The organism is Exiguobacterium sp. Leaf196 (assembly GCF_001423965.1).
GTDB lineage: Bacteria > Bacillota > Bacilli > Exiguobacteriales > Exiguobacteriaceae > Exiguobacterium_A.
In genome coordinates this window covers 191,580-208,722 of the sequence record NZ_LMPV01000001.1, presented here as the reverse complement: position 1 = coordinate 208,722, position 17,143 = coordinate 191,580, and the positions used below count along the sequence as shown (strand labels likewise).

Genomic DNA, 17,143 nt, shown 5'->3' with positions numbered 1-17,143 from the left:
AATCCCACAACAAAAAAACATGCCCCTCTAAAAAAGAGGGACATGTGACATATTCTTAGTAGTCGCTATCAGACGTACCACCAGTAACGATTGCGATTCCTGCTGAAGCACCAATGCGTGATGCACCTGCATCGATCATTGCTTTTGCACCTTCGAAGTCACGAACGCCACCAGACGCTTTAACACCGATATCAGGACCGACTGTCTCACGCATGAGACGGATATCTTCGACTGTTGCACCACCTGTTGAGAAACCAGTTGATGTTTTCACAAAGTTAGCACCTGCTTTAACTGAAAGTTCAGCAGCTGTTTTGATTTCTTCTTTTGTAAGAAGACAGTTTTCAAAGATGACTTTAACGAGCGTACCGTTCGCCGCTTCGACAACTGCACGAATATCACGTTCTACTAACTCAAGATTTCCATCTTTTAGTGCGCCGATGTTTAAAACCATATCGATTTCTGTTGCACCGTTTTGAATGGCATCCTTTGTTTCGAATGCTTTTACTTCTGGCGTGTTTGCTCCAAGTGGGAACCCGATGACTGTACATACTTTCACGTCATCATCTGACTTTAAGAGTTCTGATGCTAACGCGACGTATGTCGGGTTAACGCAGACGCTTGCGAATTTGTATTCTAATGCTTCTTTACAGAGTGTTTCGATTTGAGCACGTGATGTTTCTGGCTTCAGTGCCGTATGGTCGATCATTCCTGCTAAATTCATGATTGTTATCCTCCTTAAGGCTTCCCTTTGACTCTGATATTATTCTATCACGCAAGAGGTCTGACTTCTATCTTTTTACGCGACTTTTCGAAGCTGTTTTTTTCGAATCCAGACTCCATTGAGCGTAAAGACAATCGCTGCTGTCCAAATACATGTAAACGCCACCATATGTGTTTTAGTAAACGGTTCATGATAGAGCAAAACACCGAGTCCAAGTGATAAGGTTGGTGCGACGAATTGCAAGAATCCAACCCATGTGAATGGAATTCGTTGTGCCCCGAATCCAAATAACAAAAGTGGCACAGCGGTGACAATCCCCGTTAAGATGAGTCCAGTCATCGTACCGACAGATTCGGTTATCGAAGACGTTCCCTGTACTTGCCAATATCCGAGGAAGATCAAAGCCAGTGGAAGCGGCGCCATCGTCTCAAGTGTCAGACTGACCGTTGATTCAAGCGGACGACGTTTTTTGACGACGCCGTAAAAACCGAAGCTTAAGGCAAGCGCAATCGAGATCCATGGAAATTCGCCGTAGCCAATCGTTAAAATCAGAACACCGATCGTCGCAAGGACAATCGAGATCCATTCAATCCGTGAGAGCTTTTCTTGAAAGAAGAAGACACCAAAAACGATGCTGACGAGCGGATTGATGTAATAGCCGAGCGACGCCTCAACGATAAATTGATGATTGACAGCCCAGATGTAGATGAACCAATTCAAGCTGATGATCAGTCCATTTAAGAAAAAGAGTCGGCGCGTGAATGGATCACGCAATGCCGTCTTCCATTTTCCAAGTGCTTTTTGAAACGACAGTAAGATGAGTAGAAATAGAAACGACCAGATGATCCGGTGCGCTAGTATCTCTTCACTCGGTACATTAGCGAGCATCTTCCAGTAAAGCGGTAAGAGCCCCCAAATGATATATGCGACAAGCGTCGCAAAAAATCCCGGTAGATTCACATAATCCCTTCTTTCGTTATGACACCTTCTTCATCCGTATCTTTCCTGCTGATAAACCGCTGATCGTAAACAAAGCAACGGCAATCCAAATGAACAGGAAAGCGATGAAGTGAATCGTCGTAAAGACGTCATTAAATAGATAAATTCCAAGGAGTAGCGTTAACGTTGGTGCAATGTACTGCAGAATTCCGACGTAAACGAACGGGATTTTCGGCATCCCGTATCCAAATAACATCAATTGAACTGCTGTTGCGATTCCGAGCATGATGATTGCAAGCAGTGCACTCGTCGGCATCGCAAGCGGTTGACTATCCGTCACGCCTAGCGTCAAGAGAGCGAACGGGAGCGTGACGAGCGTCTCTAAAAATAATCCCGATAATGGCTCGGCTGCCGCCTTTTTCTTCAGCACACCGTAAAATGCGAACGAGATGGCAAGTGAAAAGGCAATGATCGGAAATTGACCATAACCGAGCGTTAAAATCATCACACCAGTGATTGCTGATACAATCGCGATGATTTGTGGACGCGTTAATCGTTCCTTAAAAAAGATCAAACCGAACAAGACGCTGACGAGCGGATTGATATAATACCCGAGCGACGACTCGACGATATACCCTTCTCCGATGGCATACAGATAGAGTGACCAGTTCCCACCTAATACGAGACCTGCCGCAAGCACGGTATAACGTTGGCGTTTGTTTTGCCACAGGTGACGAACGAATTGAAACTTCTTCGTCAAGCGTAACAATAGTGTCACGAAGATGAACGCACTTAAAATCCGGATTGAAACGACCGTCCATGCTGGAATTCCAGCAGCAAACACTTTGTAGATTGGCAACAGTCCACCAATCACGTAGGCGACGAATGTCGCACTCATACCCCGTTTATCCACGGTCATCCCCCTTATGTATGAAGAAAGCCGCCAGTGGCGACTTTCATTGAACCTTATTGTGCGTCAAGCGTCTTAAACAATTCGCGTAATTCCTCTTCCGTCAAATCACGCCAAGAACCAATCGGTAAATCGCCAAGCTCGATGTTCATGATCCGGACGCGCTGCAGCCGTTTGACCCGGTAGCCGAACTCTTTACACATTCGACGAATCTGACGATTTAACCCTTGCGTTAAAATGATGCGAAATGTCCGTGTCTCAAGTGGTTCAACGATACATTCCTTCGTCGTTGTACCAAGAATGTCAACACCACTCGCCATTCCTTGAATGAATGTGTCCGTGATCGGGGCATCGACAGTCACGATATATTCCTTATCGTGATTGTTTTCTGCCCGGAGAATCCGGTTGACGACATCACCGTCATTCGTCAAAAGAATCAAGCCGTCTGAATCCTTGTCGAGACGACCGATCGGGAAAATCCGCTTCGGATGATTAACGAAATCGATGATATTTCCTTCGATATCAAGCTCCGTCGTACACGTAATGCCGACCGGTTTATTTAAGACGATGTAGACGGGTTTTGGTTTCGTTTGGAGTGGCTGACCGTCGATTTCGACGACGTCCGTCTCTTCAGCTTGCGAGCCGAGTTCTGCCGTCAGACCGTTGATCGTCACACGACCTGCATCGACTAATTTATCGGCAGCACGCCTTGAGCAAAAGCCCGTTTCACTAATGAATTTGTTGATTCGCATGAATAATATCCTCTTTCCTTAATTGAACTGTATTCAGTGTAGCGCATTCCTGAAATGAAAACAAAATAACATGCGATGCTTCTCTAAGTAAGAAAAGCAATGCATGTCGTCTTTAGTCTTCAATGCAATGATTGATTCATTGTTTTTTCTTATCTATGTTTAAAAACGTCAAACAAGTAATACTTATTATTAGCACGACCAAAATGATTGAACTATGCGCAACTGCATCTTGATTAAATAAAACGATGAACATCAATACTGTTAAGGTGACTGATAGAACTGATAATCCGTTTGTTTTCATTTTGGAAAATTCCTTTGTACGTGAAGTAATATGCCACTGTTACAAGGCTTTATTTCGGTAATCATCTACTTATAAAAACCATAACATAAAATCATTTTCTAAAATGAATCGATTACAAGTTGTTTTAAAAATCTAAAGCACCCTCTATAGTAACGTAAGAAAACAGCCCCTATTTCGAGGCTGTTTTCTTATATACGTATACCAAGACCGCTTTTACGAATCATTAGACCGCAGCGTCTTTTAATGTCTGCATGATGCGAACAAATTGACCATCGTTCATCGGATAACCGGCTTTCGTGATTTTGACACGAACGAGTTGTCCGATCATCGACTCATCGCCTTCGATTGCGACACGCAAATAGTTATCTGTGTAACCAACGAGACGACCGCCTGCTTCTTCCGAGAATTCTTCCGGAATGATCTCAAGCAGTTCCCCTTCGTATTTCGAAGCATATTCCTTCGCGAGTTGATCCGATAAAGCGATCAAACGCGCGACGCGTTCTTCTTTGATTGATTCCTCGACTTGATCATCCATCATCGCAGCGGGTGTTCCGGTCCGTTTTGAGTACGGGAAGACATGCAACTCACTGAACTTATGATCGTTGATGAAGTTGAACGTTTCCATGAACTCTTCTTCCGTCTCACCTGGGAAACCAACGATGACATCTGACGTAATCGCGCAGTCAGGCAGGACTTCCTTCAAACGCGTAATCCGTTCTCCGAATTCTGCCATCGTATACTTCCGGCGCATCCGGCGAAGGACCGTATCGGAAGCCGACTGGATCGGAACGTGCAAGTGACGAACGACAATCGGTGAATCCTTCAGGACATCAAGTACCTCGTCCGTGATTTGACTAGCTTCGATCGACGAAATCCGCAAACGTTCGAGTCCATTGACGGATTCGAGTGCTTTAAGTAATTTCGCTAAGTTGTAGTCTTTTAAGTCTTCTCCGTAGCCACCTGTATGGATGCCCGTCAAGACGATTTCTTTATAACCCGCATCAACGAGCTGTTGTGCTTGCTTCAAGACATCTTCTGGTTGACGAGACCGCATGAGACCACGCGCCCATGGGATGATACAGAACGTACAGAAATTGTTACAGCCTTCCTGAATTTTCAGAGAAGCCCGTGTCCGGTCCGTAAAGGCCGGTACATCCAGTTCTTCATAGACTTTTGCTTTCATGATGTTTCCGACCGCATTGATTGGCATGCGTTCTTCACGGAATTGTTCGATGTATCCAATCATTTTATGCCGATCTTGTGTTCCGACGACGACATCGACGCCAGGAATCGCCATGATTTCAGCAGGAGATGTTTGGGCATAACAGCCCGTTACGCAGATGACACTATCCGGATTTTGGCGAATCGCCCGTCGGATGACTTGGCGACTTTTCTTATCTCCGGTATTCGTGACCGTACATGTATTGACGACATAAACGTCCGCATGATCAGCAAAATCAACGCGTGCGTAACCAGCGTCCTTGAACAGTTGCCAGACAGCTTCTGTTTCGTAATGGTTGACTTTACAGCCAAGCGTTTGAAAGGCAACAGTTGCCATTTCGTTCACCCTTTCAATTCAAAATGATACGAGACGGCGGAAAGGACATAAAATGGTGCCGTTTCCGTCCGTAAGATGCGGCGCCCTAGAGCGGCTTGTTTAAAACCGGCATCCGTCAAACGTGCGATTTCTGCTTCAGCGAACCCACCTTCAGGTCCGATGACGACAAGAAGGGAATCTCCCTCTTGCAGTCCAGCAAGCGTCGTAGCGAGGACGGAAGCCTCCCCTTGTTTCGCTGATTCTTCATAGGCAACCAGACAAGCCGTATAGTTCGATGCATCCTGTAAGACTTCATCATACGCCACGAAGTCGACCGTCGGCAAGTGGGCACGGTACGATTGTTCCGCTGCTTCCTTGACGATTTTTTCGAGTCGTTCAATCTTTTTCGGAACCTTCTTCTGATCCCATTTCGAGACGGAACGGTCGGCTTCGAAAATCCGTAGATGATGGATCCCGAGTTCCGTTGCTTTTTGGGCAACGAGTTCGATCTTATCGCCTTTTGGCAATCCATGGGCGATCGTCACACGAATCGGTAGCTCCGTCTCGATCGGTAGCGTCTCTTCGATACGGGCAGAAGCTGCCTGTTTCTCGAGTGCTTCCAGGCGACACCGGTAAAGACCTGTTCCATCGAGCACGAGAATCTCTCCGCCGACTTCCATCCGCATGACGTTTTTCATATGGTGTGCATCATCTTTCGGGAGATGAAAAACATTTCCCTGACGCATCGAAGGCTCGACGAAATACCGTTGCATGCGCTTATGCCTCCCGTTTCGCGATGATTGCGACCCAGTCCTCAAGCTTCGTCGTCTCGACGATCGTAAATCCTGCTTCTTGCATCGCTTGTACGACCATATCTTTCTTCTGACTAATGATACCGGAAGCGATGAAATGCCCGCCTGGTAACGTCAGCGTATAGGCATCCTTGACGAAGAGGAGGATGACTTCCGCTAAGATATTCGCGACGATCAACTCGACCGGCTCACTCAATTCCTTCATCAAATCGCCTTGACGGACCGTGATCTGCTCACTGACGTTGTTCAAAGCGACGTTTTCCGTCGCTGATTTGACAGCGACTTCGTCTAAATCGAGTGCAAAGACATCCTTTGCCCCAAGCTTCGCAGCTGCAATCGCTAAGACACCGGATCCTGTACCGACATCGACGACACGATCTTGCTCTTGCAAGTAGTTTTCGATTGCTTGAATGCAAAGAACCGTCGTCGGGTGTGTTCCCGTTCCGAACGCCATGCCTGGATCGAGCTCGATGATCTTTTCACCCGGCTGTGGCGTGTAGTCTTCCCACATCGGGACGACTGTCAGGTGGCGGCTGATCTTGACCGGTTTATAGAATTGTTTCCATGAATGTGCCCAGTCTTCTTCATCTACTTGAGTCAGCGTGACAGCACCCGTGCCAATCGACAGACCGAAGTTCGTCAATTGTTGGATGTCCTGTTCGATGCCTTTGATCGTGTCCGTCAAATCGCTGCTTTCTGCAAGATATGCCTTCACGAGTACACCTTGAGTCGGGTACTCATCTCGTTTCGTCTCATCCCAAATTTCACCGAAGTTATCTTCGCGGTGGGACATCATCTCGAAATCTTCGACGTCCTCGATGACGACTCCGCTTGCTCCCGCTTCATGTAAGATGTTTGAAACTGCTTCGATGGCTTCTTGTGTCGTATGGACACAGATCTCTGACCATTTCATTTCTTGTCACGCTCCTCTGTAGTGATCACCCTGTAAAGAATGTCTTGATCCGGCTGAAGACACCTTCGTGTTGCTCTTCGACACCTTTTTCATCGCTGATTTCATTGAATTCCCGTAATAGTTCTTTTTGACGTTCCGTCAGATTCTTCGGTGTGATGACGACGACGTTGACGTATTGATCACCATGATGACCGGACCGGACGTTCGGCATCCCTTTTCCGCGGAGACGGAAACGTGATCCTGTCTGTGTGCCCGCTGGAATCTTCAGACTGACCTTGCCATGAACGGTCGGCACTTCGATCTCATCTCCAAGTGTTGCTTGCGCAAATGTAAGTGGCATATCCATGACGATATGATCGTCGACGCGTTCGAACAGTTCGTGTGCTGCGACACGGACGACGACATACAAGTCACCTGCTGGTCCACCGTTGACACCGGCTTCCCCTTTGCCTGCTAAACGAATTTGTTGCCCATTGTCGATCCCTGCTGGAATTTTGACACGGACATCTTTGTTTTTACGGACACGACCAGCTCCACGACACGTTTCACATGGCTCCTTGACGATTTGTCCACGACCATGACATGTCGAACACGTTGTTTGGTTGACGACACGACCGAACATCGTGTTTTGTTCGACGTTGATGTGCCCCGAACCACCGCATCGTTTACATGTTTCTGGATGTGTTCCTGGTTTAGCACCCGAACCATGACATGTACCGCAATCTTCTTCGACTGGGATCGTGATCGTCTTCTCGACGCCTGTGACCGATTCCATGAAGTCGATTTCCTCAACGTATTGTAAGTCCTGTCCTTTACGTGGGGCATTTGGATCTTGACGACGTCCGCCACCGAAGAACATGTCGAAGATGTCGCCAAATCCTTCAGCTCCACTGAATCCACCGCCACCTTGTGATGGATCTTGATGACCAAATTGGTCATAACGTGCTCGTTTATTGTCATCGGACAACACTTCATACGCTTCCGATAATTCCTTGAATTTTGCATCCGCATCGGCTTCCTTGTTGACGTCCGGGTGGTACGTCCGGGCAAGCTTTCGGTAGGCGCGTTTGATTTCCGCTGATGAGGCATCGCGCGCGACGCCTAGTACTTCATAATAATCGCGTTTTTCCACGTGCAGTCTTCCTCTCTCTATTCCGATTCATTTCATACTGTTTGATTTTACCGAACTTCGTGCGACATGGAAAGAGCCAAAGCGCGGATACGCTTTGGCTCTCTCTAGCGCCCGAAAAATCGGTCGGATGAATTACTTGTTGTCTTTCTCGTCGACTTCTTCGAACTCAGCGTCCATGACATTGTCGTCTTGACCACTAGCTTGTGCGCCTTCAGCGCCAGCTTGTTGCTGTGCCATGTTCTCGTAGACTTTTTGTGTCAACTCTTGAACGACTGTCGACAATTCGTCTTTTGCAGCACGGATTGCTTCGATGTCTGTTCCTTCGAGAGCTTTTGTTACTTTTTCTTTTGCAGCTTCTGCTTTTTCTTTATCAGCGTCAGCGACTTGCTCACCAAGATCTTTAATCGCTTTGTCTGTTGCGAAGACGAGTTGGTCTGCTTCGTTGCGTAATTCAACTTCTTCTTTACGCTTGTTGTCTGCATCCGCATTTGCTTCTGCATCCTTGACCATTTGCTCGATGTCCGCTTCAGTCAAGCCGCTTGATGATTGGATCGTGATTGACTGTTCTTTGTTTGTTCCGAGATCTTTTGCAGAAACGTTAACAATACCGTTCGCATCGATGTCGAATTTAACTTCGATTTGTGGCACGCCACGTGGTGCTGGTGGAATGTCCGTCAACTGGAAGCGACCGAGCGTTTTGTTATCTGCTGCCATTGGACGTTCCCCTTGGAGGACGTGGATATCAACAGCTGGTTGGCTGTCTGCTGCAGTTGAGAAGACTTGTGATTTTGAAGTTGGGATCGTCGTGTTACGATCGATCAATTTCGTCATCACGCCACCCATTGTTTCGATACCGAGTGAGAGTGGAGTTACGTCGAGAAGAACGACGTCTTTGACGTCTCCAGTCAATACGCCACCTTGAACCGCTGCACCGAGGGCAACGACTTCATCCGGGTTAACTCCTTTGAACGATTCTTTACCAGTGAAGTCCTGGATTGCTTTTTGAACTGCAGGAATACGAGTTGAACCACCAACGAGGATGATTTTGTCGATTTTGTCTGGTGTCAGACCTGCATCGTTCATAGCACGGCGTGTTGGTTCCATCGTACGTTCAACAAGATCTGCTGTGAGATCATCGAATTTCGCACGTGAAAGCGTCATTTCCAAGTGAAGTGGACCTGATGCGCCAGCTGTGATGAACGGAAGGCTGATTTGTGTTGAAGAAACACCTGAAAGATCTTTTTTCGCTTTTTCAGCTGCATCTTTCAAACGTTGAAGCGCCATCTTATCTTGAGCAAGATCGATGCCGTTTTCTTTTTTGAATTCTGCTACGAGATGATCGATGATTTTTTGGTCGAAATCATCTCCACCAAGACGGCTGTCACCTGCAGTTGAAACTACTTCAAAGACGCCATCACCGAGCTCAAGGATCGACACGTCGAACGTACCGCCACCAAGGTCATAGATGAGGATCGTGTGATCTTCGCCTTTTTCGAGACCGTAAGCGAGTGCTGCTGCTGTAGGCTCGTTGATAATCCGTTTTACATCAAGACCAGCAATTGTACCAGCGTCTTTTGTCGCTTGGCGTTCTGCATCGTTGAAGTAAGCCGGTACTGTGATGACAGCTTCTGTGACTTTTTCACCGAGGTAGTCTTCTGCTTGCGCTTTTAATTTTTGAAGGATGATCGCAGAGACTTCTTGTGGTGTGTAGTCTTTGCCTTCAACTTCTACTTTATAGTCTGTACCCATATGACGTTTGATCGACATGATCGTGTTCGGGTTCGTGATTGCTTGACGTTTTGCAACTTCCCCTACTTGACGCTCACCGTTTTTGAATGCGACGACAGATGGTGTCGTACGGTTTCCTTCTGCGTTAGCGATGACGACGGGTTCGCCACCTTCCATTACTGCAACACATGAGTTCGTTGTACCTAAGTCAATACCGATGATTTTTGCCATGATCTATTTCCTCGCTTTCAATGATTGGAATAATGAAGTACAGGCTGATTACTCAGCTACTTTAACCATACTCGGACGAATCACACGATCGTGCAATTTGTACCCTTTTTGGAATTCAGCGATGACGACACCTGACTCGTGTTCTTCGCTCGCTTCTTGAACGACCGCTTGGTGTAAGTTCGGATCGAACGCTTCACCGACAGCTGGAATCTCGACGACGCCTTCATTTTGAAGCGTTTCGACGAGTTGACGTTTTACCATCTCGACACCCGTCAAGACAGATTTCGTCTCCTCGTTTTCCGTCTCGATTTGGAGCGCCCGGTCCAAGTTATCGACGAGTGGCAACAGCTTTTCGACGATCGCTTGTGAAGAATACTTCGCGCGGTTCTCTGCTTCGACACGGTTACGACGCTTGAAGTTCTCAAAATCCGCACGGAGGCGTAATTCTGAAGCTTTTGCTTCTGCGAGTTGTGCTTCGAAGTCCGGCTTCTCGTCTTCGACGAGATCCGCTTGGATGACTTCTTCTTCTGTGACTTCGACGGTTTCAGTCGGCTCTGTCACGTTTTCTTCTTGTTGGAGGTTTTGATTCTGTTCTTTTTCTTCCACTCTGAATCGAGCCCCTTTCTATATTCAATCCAAATTGTTCTTATGCAATTCGGTTTGGAATGCTTGAAGTAGATGGATGATCGAGTTGATTCCCCGGTTGTAATCCATCCGTTTCGGTCCGATCAATGCGAGTGTCCCAATTGAGACACCGTCGACCGAATAATGGGCCCGGATGACGCTACAATCTTTTAATGCATCCATATTGTTCTCACTCCCGATCGTAATCAAGATTTGATTATCGAGATTCGGTCGTAGGAAATCGAGAACAGCTTCTTGCTGTTCGATCAGTTCGAGAACAGGTCGTAGTTTTGCGACGTCCTGAAATTCAGGCTGATCGAACATGTTGGCTTTCCCGCCCAAATAAATGAACGGTCGCTCCTCTTGATCCGTCAAGACGAGATCAAGTGCTTTCGAGAGCAATACCGTCTGCTCAGAATGCTCTGAACGGAAGCGACGGATTTCCTCAAGCAGACGACTGCGTAAGGCTGAGAGCGGCGTACCGCGCAACGTCTGGTTCAGACGTTCCATCAGTCGGCTCGCTGCTTCCTGGGACAACGCTTGATTCAATTGCAATGTCTTGTGTTCAACATGTCCCGTCTCTGTGACGAGAACGATGACGACACGACCCTCGGCAAGAGGAATCAATTCTAGATGATGCAGTCGTTGTCCGTCTTCTTTCGGTCCAAGTACAAGTGTCGTGTAATGGGTTAAATCACTCAACAGGTCTGCTGTGTGCCGAATCAACCGATCATTCTCATTCACGGAATGGGCAAAGAGTGACTTCAATGCCTGTGCTTCTTTTGGTGTGATGTTTTCCGGACGAATCAGATGGTCGACATAAAAACGATATCCGAGTTCGGAAGGAATCCGTCCTGCGGAAGTGTGTGGCTTTTCAATCAGACCCATCTCTTCGAGGTCCGCCATCTCGTTACGAATGGTCGCGGAACTGAACGTCACGTCGTCTCGTTTTGAGAGCGTCCGTGAGCCGACGGGTTGAGCAGTCTTGATATAATCATCGACGATTGCACGTAAAATCAACAATTGACGATCCGTCAGCACCTTCTTCACCACCTTATTTTGTTAGCACTCACTTTTAACGAGTGCTAATTACATCTTTTACTATAAGGAATTGTCCGCCCGATGTCAACCGAATTGCGTGACCCTTTGAACAGTTTCCCATTCTGCGATACAGTGAAACAAAGAACGGAAAGGATGAATCGGATGATTGAATTATTGGCAATGGCGGGAGTCTTTGTCTGGCTGTTCATCGCGGTCATCGGAACGACTGCGTATTTTTTAAGGAAGTCGAAAAAATGAGAGAAGCGGTGTTCCACATTTGGGAAACACCGCTTCTCTCATTTTCATTGATTTCAGCTACTCTTATGTCATTGTACTTGCGCTTCACCAATGAACTCTGCAAAGACTTCGTTCGCTAGCGGAATTCCGGCTGGCGTCAAACGGATATGTGTCTCCGTCTGCTCGACGAGACCGTTTGGCAACAACCGTTTCATGACTTCACCAAATACATCTTTAAACGCTACTCCATACTTCTCCTGGAAACGCTCGAGCGATACGCCGTCCTTCATTCGAAGACCGAGGAACATCTCTTCTTCCATCCGCTCAACGTTCGTCAACGGCGTCTCTTTTCGAACCGGTAACCCTTCCGCCTTGATATAGTGCGGAATCGGTGCGATGTTCGCACGACGCGTCTGATTGATATAGCTATGTGAGCCTGCACCAAATCCGTAGTACTCATCGTTTTCCCAGTAGACGCGATTATGACGACTCTCTTTTCCAACTTCTGCGAAGTTCGAGATCTCATACTGTGCATAACCACCTGCTTCAATCGTTTCGATCATCACTTGATACATCTCTGCCTCGAGATCTTGCGTCGGTAGCGGTAGTTTTCCTTTTCGCTCTTGAATCGCAAAAACCGTGTGTGGTTCTAAAATCAATGAATAGGATGAAATATGCGTAATCGGTAATTGTAGCGCCCGTGTAACGTCGTAGCGGACCTGATCGAGCGTCTGATTCGGTAATCCGAACATCAAGTCGACGGAGATGTTATTAAATCGTTTCGCTGCTGCATCGAGCGTCTGCGCGACTTTCGCTTCCCGGTGCGTTCGACCGATGCGTTCGAGCAAACCATCGTCAAACGATTGGACACCGAAACTGACACGATTGACACCACCTGTCTTCATGATATCAAGTTTCTCTTCCGATACACCGTCCGGATTCGACTCGACCGTATACTCTAAATCGTCACCTGTTAGTGGCAACAAATGCTTTTGAATGATTTCCATTAAACGTTGCATCTGTGGTTCATTCAAAGCAGTTGGTGTGCCACCACCAATGAAGATCGTCTCGAGATGATCCGTCGGGTATTGTTTCAGCGTCAGTTCGATTTCGCGTTCAAGCGCATCGAGGTATTCATCGACGGGCTGATTCTTTAAAAAGACTTTATTGAAATCACAGTAGTAACAAATATGTTCACAAAAAGGGATGTGGACATATGCGGCGCGTATTCCCATTTCGCCTCATCCTTTCTCTATAAAAACCAAAAAGGGGACGCAAGCGCCCCCCACCTGTTTAATCTTCGTCCATAGATAGAACGGACATGAAGGCTTCTTGCGGTACCTCTACTGAGCCTACCATCTTCATGCGTTTCTTACCTTCTTTTTGCTTCTCGAGCAACTTCCGTTTCCGAGAGATGTCTCCCCCGTAACATTTCGCGAGAACGTTCTTCCGTAATGCTTTAATCGTCGAACGCGCGACAATCTTTGTTCCGACTGCTGCCTGAATCGGCACTTCGAACTGCATCCGCGGAATCAATTCCTTCAGCTTATCAACGATGACCTTTCCACGTTCGTACGCAAAGTCACGGTGAACGATGAAGCTGAGCGCATCGACGTTTTCGTTATTAAGAAGGATATCCATCTTGACGAGACGCGACTGTTGATAGCCGATCAATTCATAATCAAGTGACGCATATCCTTTTGTACTCGATTTCAACTGATCAAAGAAATCGTAGACGATCTCAGATAACGGCAATTCATAGGTGATTTTGACACGTGTCGTATCGATGTATTGCATATCGACGAATGTTCCGCGTTTCTTCTGACACAACTCCATGATTGCACCAACGTAATCATTCGGTGTCATGACAGCAGCCTTAACGAACGGCTCTTCAATGAATTCAACTTTTTGCTGATCCGGCATCTTCGATGGGTTATCAACATGCAAGACTTCACCCGCTGTCGTCGTCACGTGATAGATAACGGACGGTGCCGTCGTGATCATATCGATGTTGAACTCACGTTCGATCCGCTCCTGAATGATTTCCATGTGGAGCATCCCGAGGAATCCACAACGGAATCCGAATCCGAGTGCTTGTGAAGTCTCTGGTTCGAATTCGAGCGCCGCGTCACTGAGTTGCAGTTTTTCAAGTGCTTCTCGTAAATCATTGTATTTCGCAGCATCGATCGGATAGAGTCCGCAGTACACCATCGGATTCATTTTTCGGTATCCTGGTAGTGCTTCAGCAGCCGGCTGTTTCGCGAGCGTAATCGTATCCCCGACACGTACATCGCCGACCGTTTTGATCGAGGCCGACAACGTTCCAACATCACCAACTGTCAATTCTTGCTGACGTAATGGTTTTGGTGTTGCGACAGCAAGTTCAAGGACTTCAAAATCCTTACCTGTCGACATCATTCGGATTTTATCGCCAACCTTAACTGTTCCGTTGACGACTCGAATCGAGGCAACGACACCACGATACGCATCATAGTACGAGTCGAAGATCAATGCTTCAAGCGGTGCAGAGGGATCACCCGTCGGAGCTGGTACTTTCTCGACGATCTGTTCGAGAATTTCTTCGATTCCGATTCCGGCTTTCGCGGATGTCGGAACGGCTTCAGACGCATCAAGTCCGATGACATCTTCGATTTCTTGACGGACGCGTTCGACGTCTGCAGAAGGCAAATCGATTTTGTTGATGATCGGAAGGATTTCGAGATCGTTGTCGAGTGCTAAGTAAACATTCGCAAGCGTCTGCGCTTCGATGCCTTGTGCCGCATCAACGACGAGGACAGCTCCTTCACAAGCTGCAAGTGAACGCGAGACTTCATATGTGAAGTCGACGTGTCCCGGTGTATCGATGAGGTGAAGAATGTAATCTTCCCCGTCTTTTGCTGTATACTTCAATTGAACAGCATTCAGTTTAATCGTGATGCCACGCTCACGTTCGAGCTCCATGGCATCAAGTGTCTGGTCTTTCATTTCGCGCGATGTCAGCGCGCCAGTTTTTTCTAAAATCCGGTCAGCGAGTGTCGACTTCCCGTGATCGATATGGGCAATGATCGAGAAGTTACGAATACTCTTCTGCCGCTTTAAACGGTCTTCATTCGTCATGTTTAGAGTCACCTTACCTTATTTTCAAACGTACATACGGTTCATTATACCAAAAAGCGCTTCACTGTACTATCTCGTTTTGTTTTACCCGAAAAACAAAATGTGAAGATTCCCTAGACGTCGTATTGCTTTTAAGAAAAACGTTTGCTACAATTGTGTTTGTTCTGTTGAACGATAACTGCAGATATGCGAATATAAATCTCGAATGAGTTTTATTGGAGGTGAATCATCCATGGCTAACATTAAATCAGCAATCAAACGCGTTAAAACAGCTGAAAAACGCCGCGTCGCTAACGTACAACGTAAATCGGCAATGCGTTCAGCGATTAAAGCAGTCGAAACTTTCGCAGCTGAAGGTAACAAAGACCAAGCGGTCCTTGCTTTCGCTACAGCTTCTAAAAAAATCGACAAAGCTGCTGCTAAAGGTCTCATCCACAGCAACAAAGCTGGTCGTGACAAATCACGTCTCGCTAAACTCGTAAACGCACTTTAATTCTTTCCGAAGAATACGGTGATGGGTCGCCACTAGGAGGTATCTCCAGTGGCGATTTTTTTATATGATGTGAAATGGCGGACGAAGGACTCGTGTGAAACGATTCCTTCGTCCGCCATTTGTTGTCTTAGTTGTCGTCTAGACGGTCGATCATGACATAGTGAAGACCAATTCCTTCAATGAGGAACGGTTCTCCAACACGTTCTAGTCCAAGACGCTCATAAAAAGGAAGGGCCGTAACGCGGGCGTTACACCACCAAGCTGTCACTTGTCGTTCTTTCAAGAGACGACGGGCTTCTTCGATCAGCGCCCGACCATATCCTTCACCACGCACTTGTTCACTCGACGCCATGCCACGAAGTTGGTACGTCGCTCCTGGCGCTTGTTCATGTGATTGTTCCGAGAAACTACCGATCGCGACAATTTGTTGTGCTTTTATCCCGCCGAGATGAAACGTCGAGGCACGCGCATCGTCTGGATAAACACACGCTTCACGTGGTTGATGCGGACGCAACACTTCATGCCGTAATGGGATGACTTCTTCTGCTGTTATGAGCTGGACTTCCATCATCATTCTCCTCCTCTATAGTGTCGCTAAGCGAACGATCAACGCATCGAATAGAATCTTCTTATCACCGCGCCCCGTCTTCATGCCTTCATCCGTCGTCGTGATGGCGATGAGTGCTTGCTCGAGCTGCGCAAAGGTAAACCTCTTCGCAGATTGTAATGCCAATTTGATCGCATAGGGATGGGCTCCGACTTTCGATGCGATTTGTCGTTCTCCGTATCCTTGTTCTGCTAATCGTTTCGATAACAGCATCATCCGATATTGCCGTGCCATCAGCCCAAGAAGGGCCAACACTTCCTGTCCCTGTTTTTCAAGGTCACGAATCAAACGGATTGCTGGTTCGAGTTGACGCTTCATCAAGTAGTCCGTTAATTGAAAAACGTTGTCCTCTAATGTCCGCGGAACCAACAAATCGACATCCTCGATTTCGATCGTCGGTCGATCTCCTGCGAACAACATCAACTTCTCCAGTTCGTGCGCTAATGTCCCCCACATCTCAGCAGTCAGGAAAATAAGCCGCTCGATCGCCGGACGTTCCATCCGGTACCCTTTGTCATTGACGGCATCCAGGACGAAGCGGAACAGCTCTTCGGTCGTCGGTTTTTTCGCCTCCAGCACCGTCGCGCGCTCCTTCAATCGTTTAACGACGGTTTTTCGTTCATCGAGCTTTTCTGCTTCGACAATCAAGACAACGACCGCATAGTCTGCCGGTTGTAGGATATAATCTGCTAACCGTTCGAGGTTATGTTGTTTTTTATCTTTTGCTCCTGTCAGAAACGTTGCAGGTTTTGCAACGACGACACGGTAGTCACTCAAGAATGGCACCGTCTCTGCTTCATCAAGCACCGCATCAAGCGGTTGGTCGTTCAAATCGATTTTCATATAATCAAAGCGTTCTCCGTCCGGAAGAGCCGCTTTCACGATTTCACGTTCCCATTCTTCTAACAGATGTCGTTCCGTTCCATATAATAAGTATAAATTCGCTAATTTTCCGTTGACGAGCCAAGGAGTTTTCATCATTCCCACCACATTTCACAGTTTGTTCTTAACTTCATCATAGATAATCCTCTTTTATTCCGCTATACTA

At 47.1% G+C, this 17,143-nt stretch carries 16 protein-coding genes; 1 reads left to right on the top strand and 15 read right to left on the bottom strand.

Going from position 1 to position 17,143, the window contains the following annotated elements:
* Nucleotides 1-55: 55 nt before the first annotated feature.
* The 13 genes from deoC to lepA all read right to left on the bottom strand — a co-directional run bounded on the left by deoC (nt 56) and on the right by lepA (nt 14,995).
* Nucleotides 56-721 carry a deoxyribose-phosphate aldolase gene (gene deoC, locus ASG02_RS01120; protein WP_035409273.1) on the bottom strand — a complete coding sequence of 222 codons (666 nt, stop codon included), beginning with the start codon at nt 719-721 and terminating at the stop codon, nt 56-58.
* A gap of 75 nt (nt 722-796) precedes the next feature.
* A complete protein-coding gene (rarD, locus tag ASG02_RS01115) occupies nt 797-1,681 on the bottom strand; it encodes an EamA family transporter RarD (protein WP_035409275.1) in 885 nt (294 codons plus the stop codon).
* Between the two features lie 16 nt (nt 1,682-1,697).
* Nucleotides 1,698-2,579 (bottom strand): EamA family transporter RarD, encoded by an 882-nt coding sequence (gene rarD / locus ASG02_RS01110; RefSeq protein ID WP_235513988.1) that lies wholly within the window; start codon nt 2,577-2,579, stop codon nt 1,698-1,700.
* Nucleotides 2,580-2,626: 47 nt separating this feature from the next.
* Entirely contained in the window at nt 2,627-3,322 is a 696-nt protein-coding gene (gene rluF / locus ASG02_RS01105) for a 23S rRNA pseudouridine(2604) synthase RluF (RefSeq protein WP_056060072.1), read from the bottom strand.
* A gap of 524 nt (nt 3,323-3,846) precedes the next feature.
* Nucleotides 3,847-5,181 carry a tRNA (N(6)-L-threonylcarbamoyladenosine(37)-C(2))-methylthiotransferase MtaB gene (mtaB, locus tag ASG02_RS01100; protein ID WP_023467445.1) on the bottom strand — a complete coding sequence of 445 codons (1,335 nt, stop codon included), beginning with the start codon at nt 5,179-5,181 and terminating at the stop codon, nt 3,847-3,849.
* A 5-nt stretch (nt 5,182-5,186) separates the two neighbouring features.
* Entirely contained in the window at nt 5,187-5,933 is a 747-nt protein-coding gene (locus ASG02_RS01095; RefSeq protein ID WP_056060069.1) for a 16S rRNA (uracil(1498)-N(3))-methyltransferase, read from the bottom strand.
* A gap of 4 nt (nt 5,934-5,937) precedes the next feature.
* Complete coding sequence (gene prmA, locus ASG02_RS01090; RefSeq protein WP_056060066.1) at nt 5,938-6,885, bottom strand: 50S ribosomal protein L11 methyltransferase; 948 nt, start codon at nt 6,883-6,885, stop codon at nt 5,938-5,940.
* Between the two features lie 25 nt (nt 6,886-6,910).
* Nucleotides 6,911-8,017, bottom strand: a complete 1,107-nt coding sequence (dnaJ, locus tag ASG02_RS01085; protein ID WP_023467442.1) for a molecular chaperone DnaJ — start codon at nt 8,015-8,017, stop codon at nt 6,911-6,913.
* Nucleotides 8,018-8,149: 132 nt separating this feature from the next.
* Nucleotides 8,150-9,976: a molecular chaperone DnaK gene (dnaK, locus tag ASG02_RS01080; RefSeq protein WP_056060063.1), complete on the bottom strand. Its 1,827-nt coding sequence runs from the start codon at nt 9,974-9,976 to the stop codon at nt 8,150-8,152.
* Nucleotides 9,977-10,024: 48 nt separating this feature from the next.
* Nucleotides 10,025-10,582: a nucleotide exchange factor GrpE gene (grpE, locus tag ASG02_RS01075; RefSeq protein ID WP_023467440.1), complete on the bottom strand. Its 558-nt coding sequence runs from the start codon at nt 10,580-10,582 to the stop codon at nt 10,025-10,027.
* Between the two features lie 24 nt (nt 10,583-10,606).
* Nucleotides 10,607-11,641 carry a heat-inducible transcriptional repressor HrcA gene (gene hrcA / locus ASG02_RS01070; protein WP_035409289.1) on the bottom strand — a complete coding sequence of 345 codons (1,035 nt, stop codon included), beginning with the start codon at nt 11,639-11,641 and terminating at the stop codon, nt 10,607-10,609.
* Nucleotides 11,642-11,967: 326 nt separating this feature from the next.
* Nucleotides 11,968-13,107, bottom strand: a complete 1,140-nt coding sequence (gene hemW / locus ASG02_RS01065) for a radical SAM family heme chaperone HemW (protein WP_290773627.1) — start codon at nt 13,105-13,107, stop codon at nt 11,968-11,970.
* Nucleotides 13,108-13,171: 64 nt separating this feature from the next.
* Nucleotides 13,172-14,995: a translation elongation factor 4 gene (gene lepA, locus ASG02_RS01060; RefSeq protein ID WP_056060060.1), complete on the bottom strand. Its 1,824-nt coding sequence runs from the start codon at nt 14,993-14,995 to the stop codon at nt 13,172-13,174.
* A gap of 232 nt (nt 14,996-15,227) precedes the next feature.
* Between lepA and rpsT the strand changes: the two genes are divergently transcribed.
* The gene (gene rpsT, locus ASG02_RS01055; protein WP_023467434.1) at nt 15,228-15,488 is read left to right on the top strand and encodes a 30S ribosomal protein S20; all 261 of its coding nucleotides are present in this window, start codon (nt 15,228-15,230) and stop codon (nt 15,486-15,488) included.
* A 127-nt stretch (nt 15,489-15,615) separates the two neighbouring features.
* On the opposite strand, the gene ASG02_RS01050 is transcribed toward rpsT, so the two are convergent.
* Both ASG02_RS01050 and holA read right to left on the bottom strand, forming a co-directional pair.
* Nucleotides 15,616-16,059: a GNAT family N-acetyltransferase gene (locus tag ASG02_RS01050; RefSeq protein WP_035409297.1), complete on the bottom strand. Its 444-nt coding sequence runs from the start codon at nt 16,057-16,059 to the stop codon at nt 15,616-15,618.
* 12 nt (nt 16,060-16,071) lie between these two features.
* Complete coding sequence (holA, locus tag ASG02_RS01045; RefSeq protein ID WP_023467432.1) at nt 16,072-17,073, bottom strand: DNA polymerase III subunit delta; 1,002 nt, start codon at nt 17,071-17,073, stop codon at nt 16,072-16,074.
* Nucleotides 17,074-17,143 lie beyond the last annotated feature (70 nt).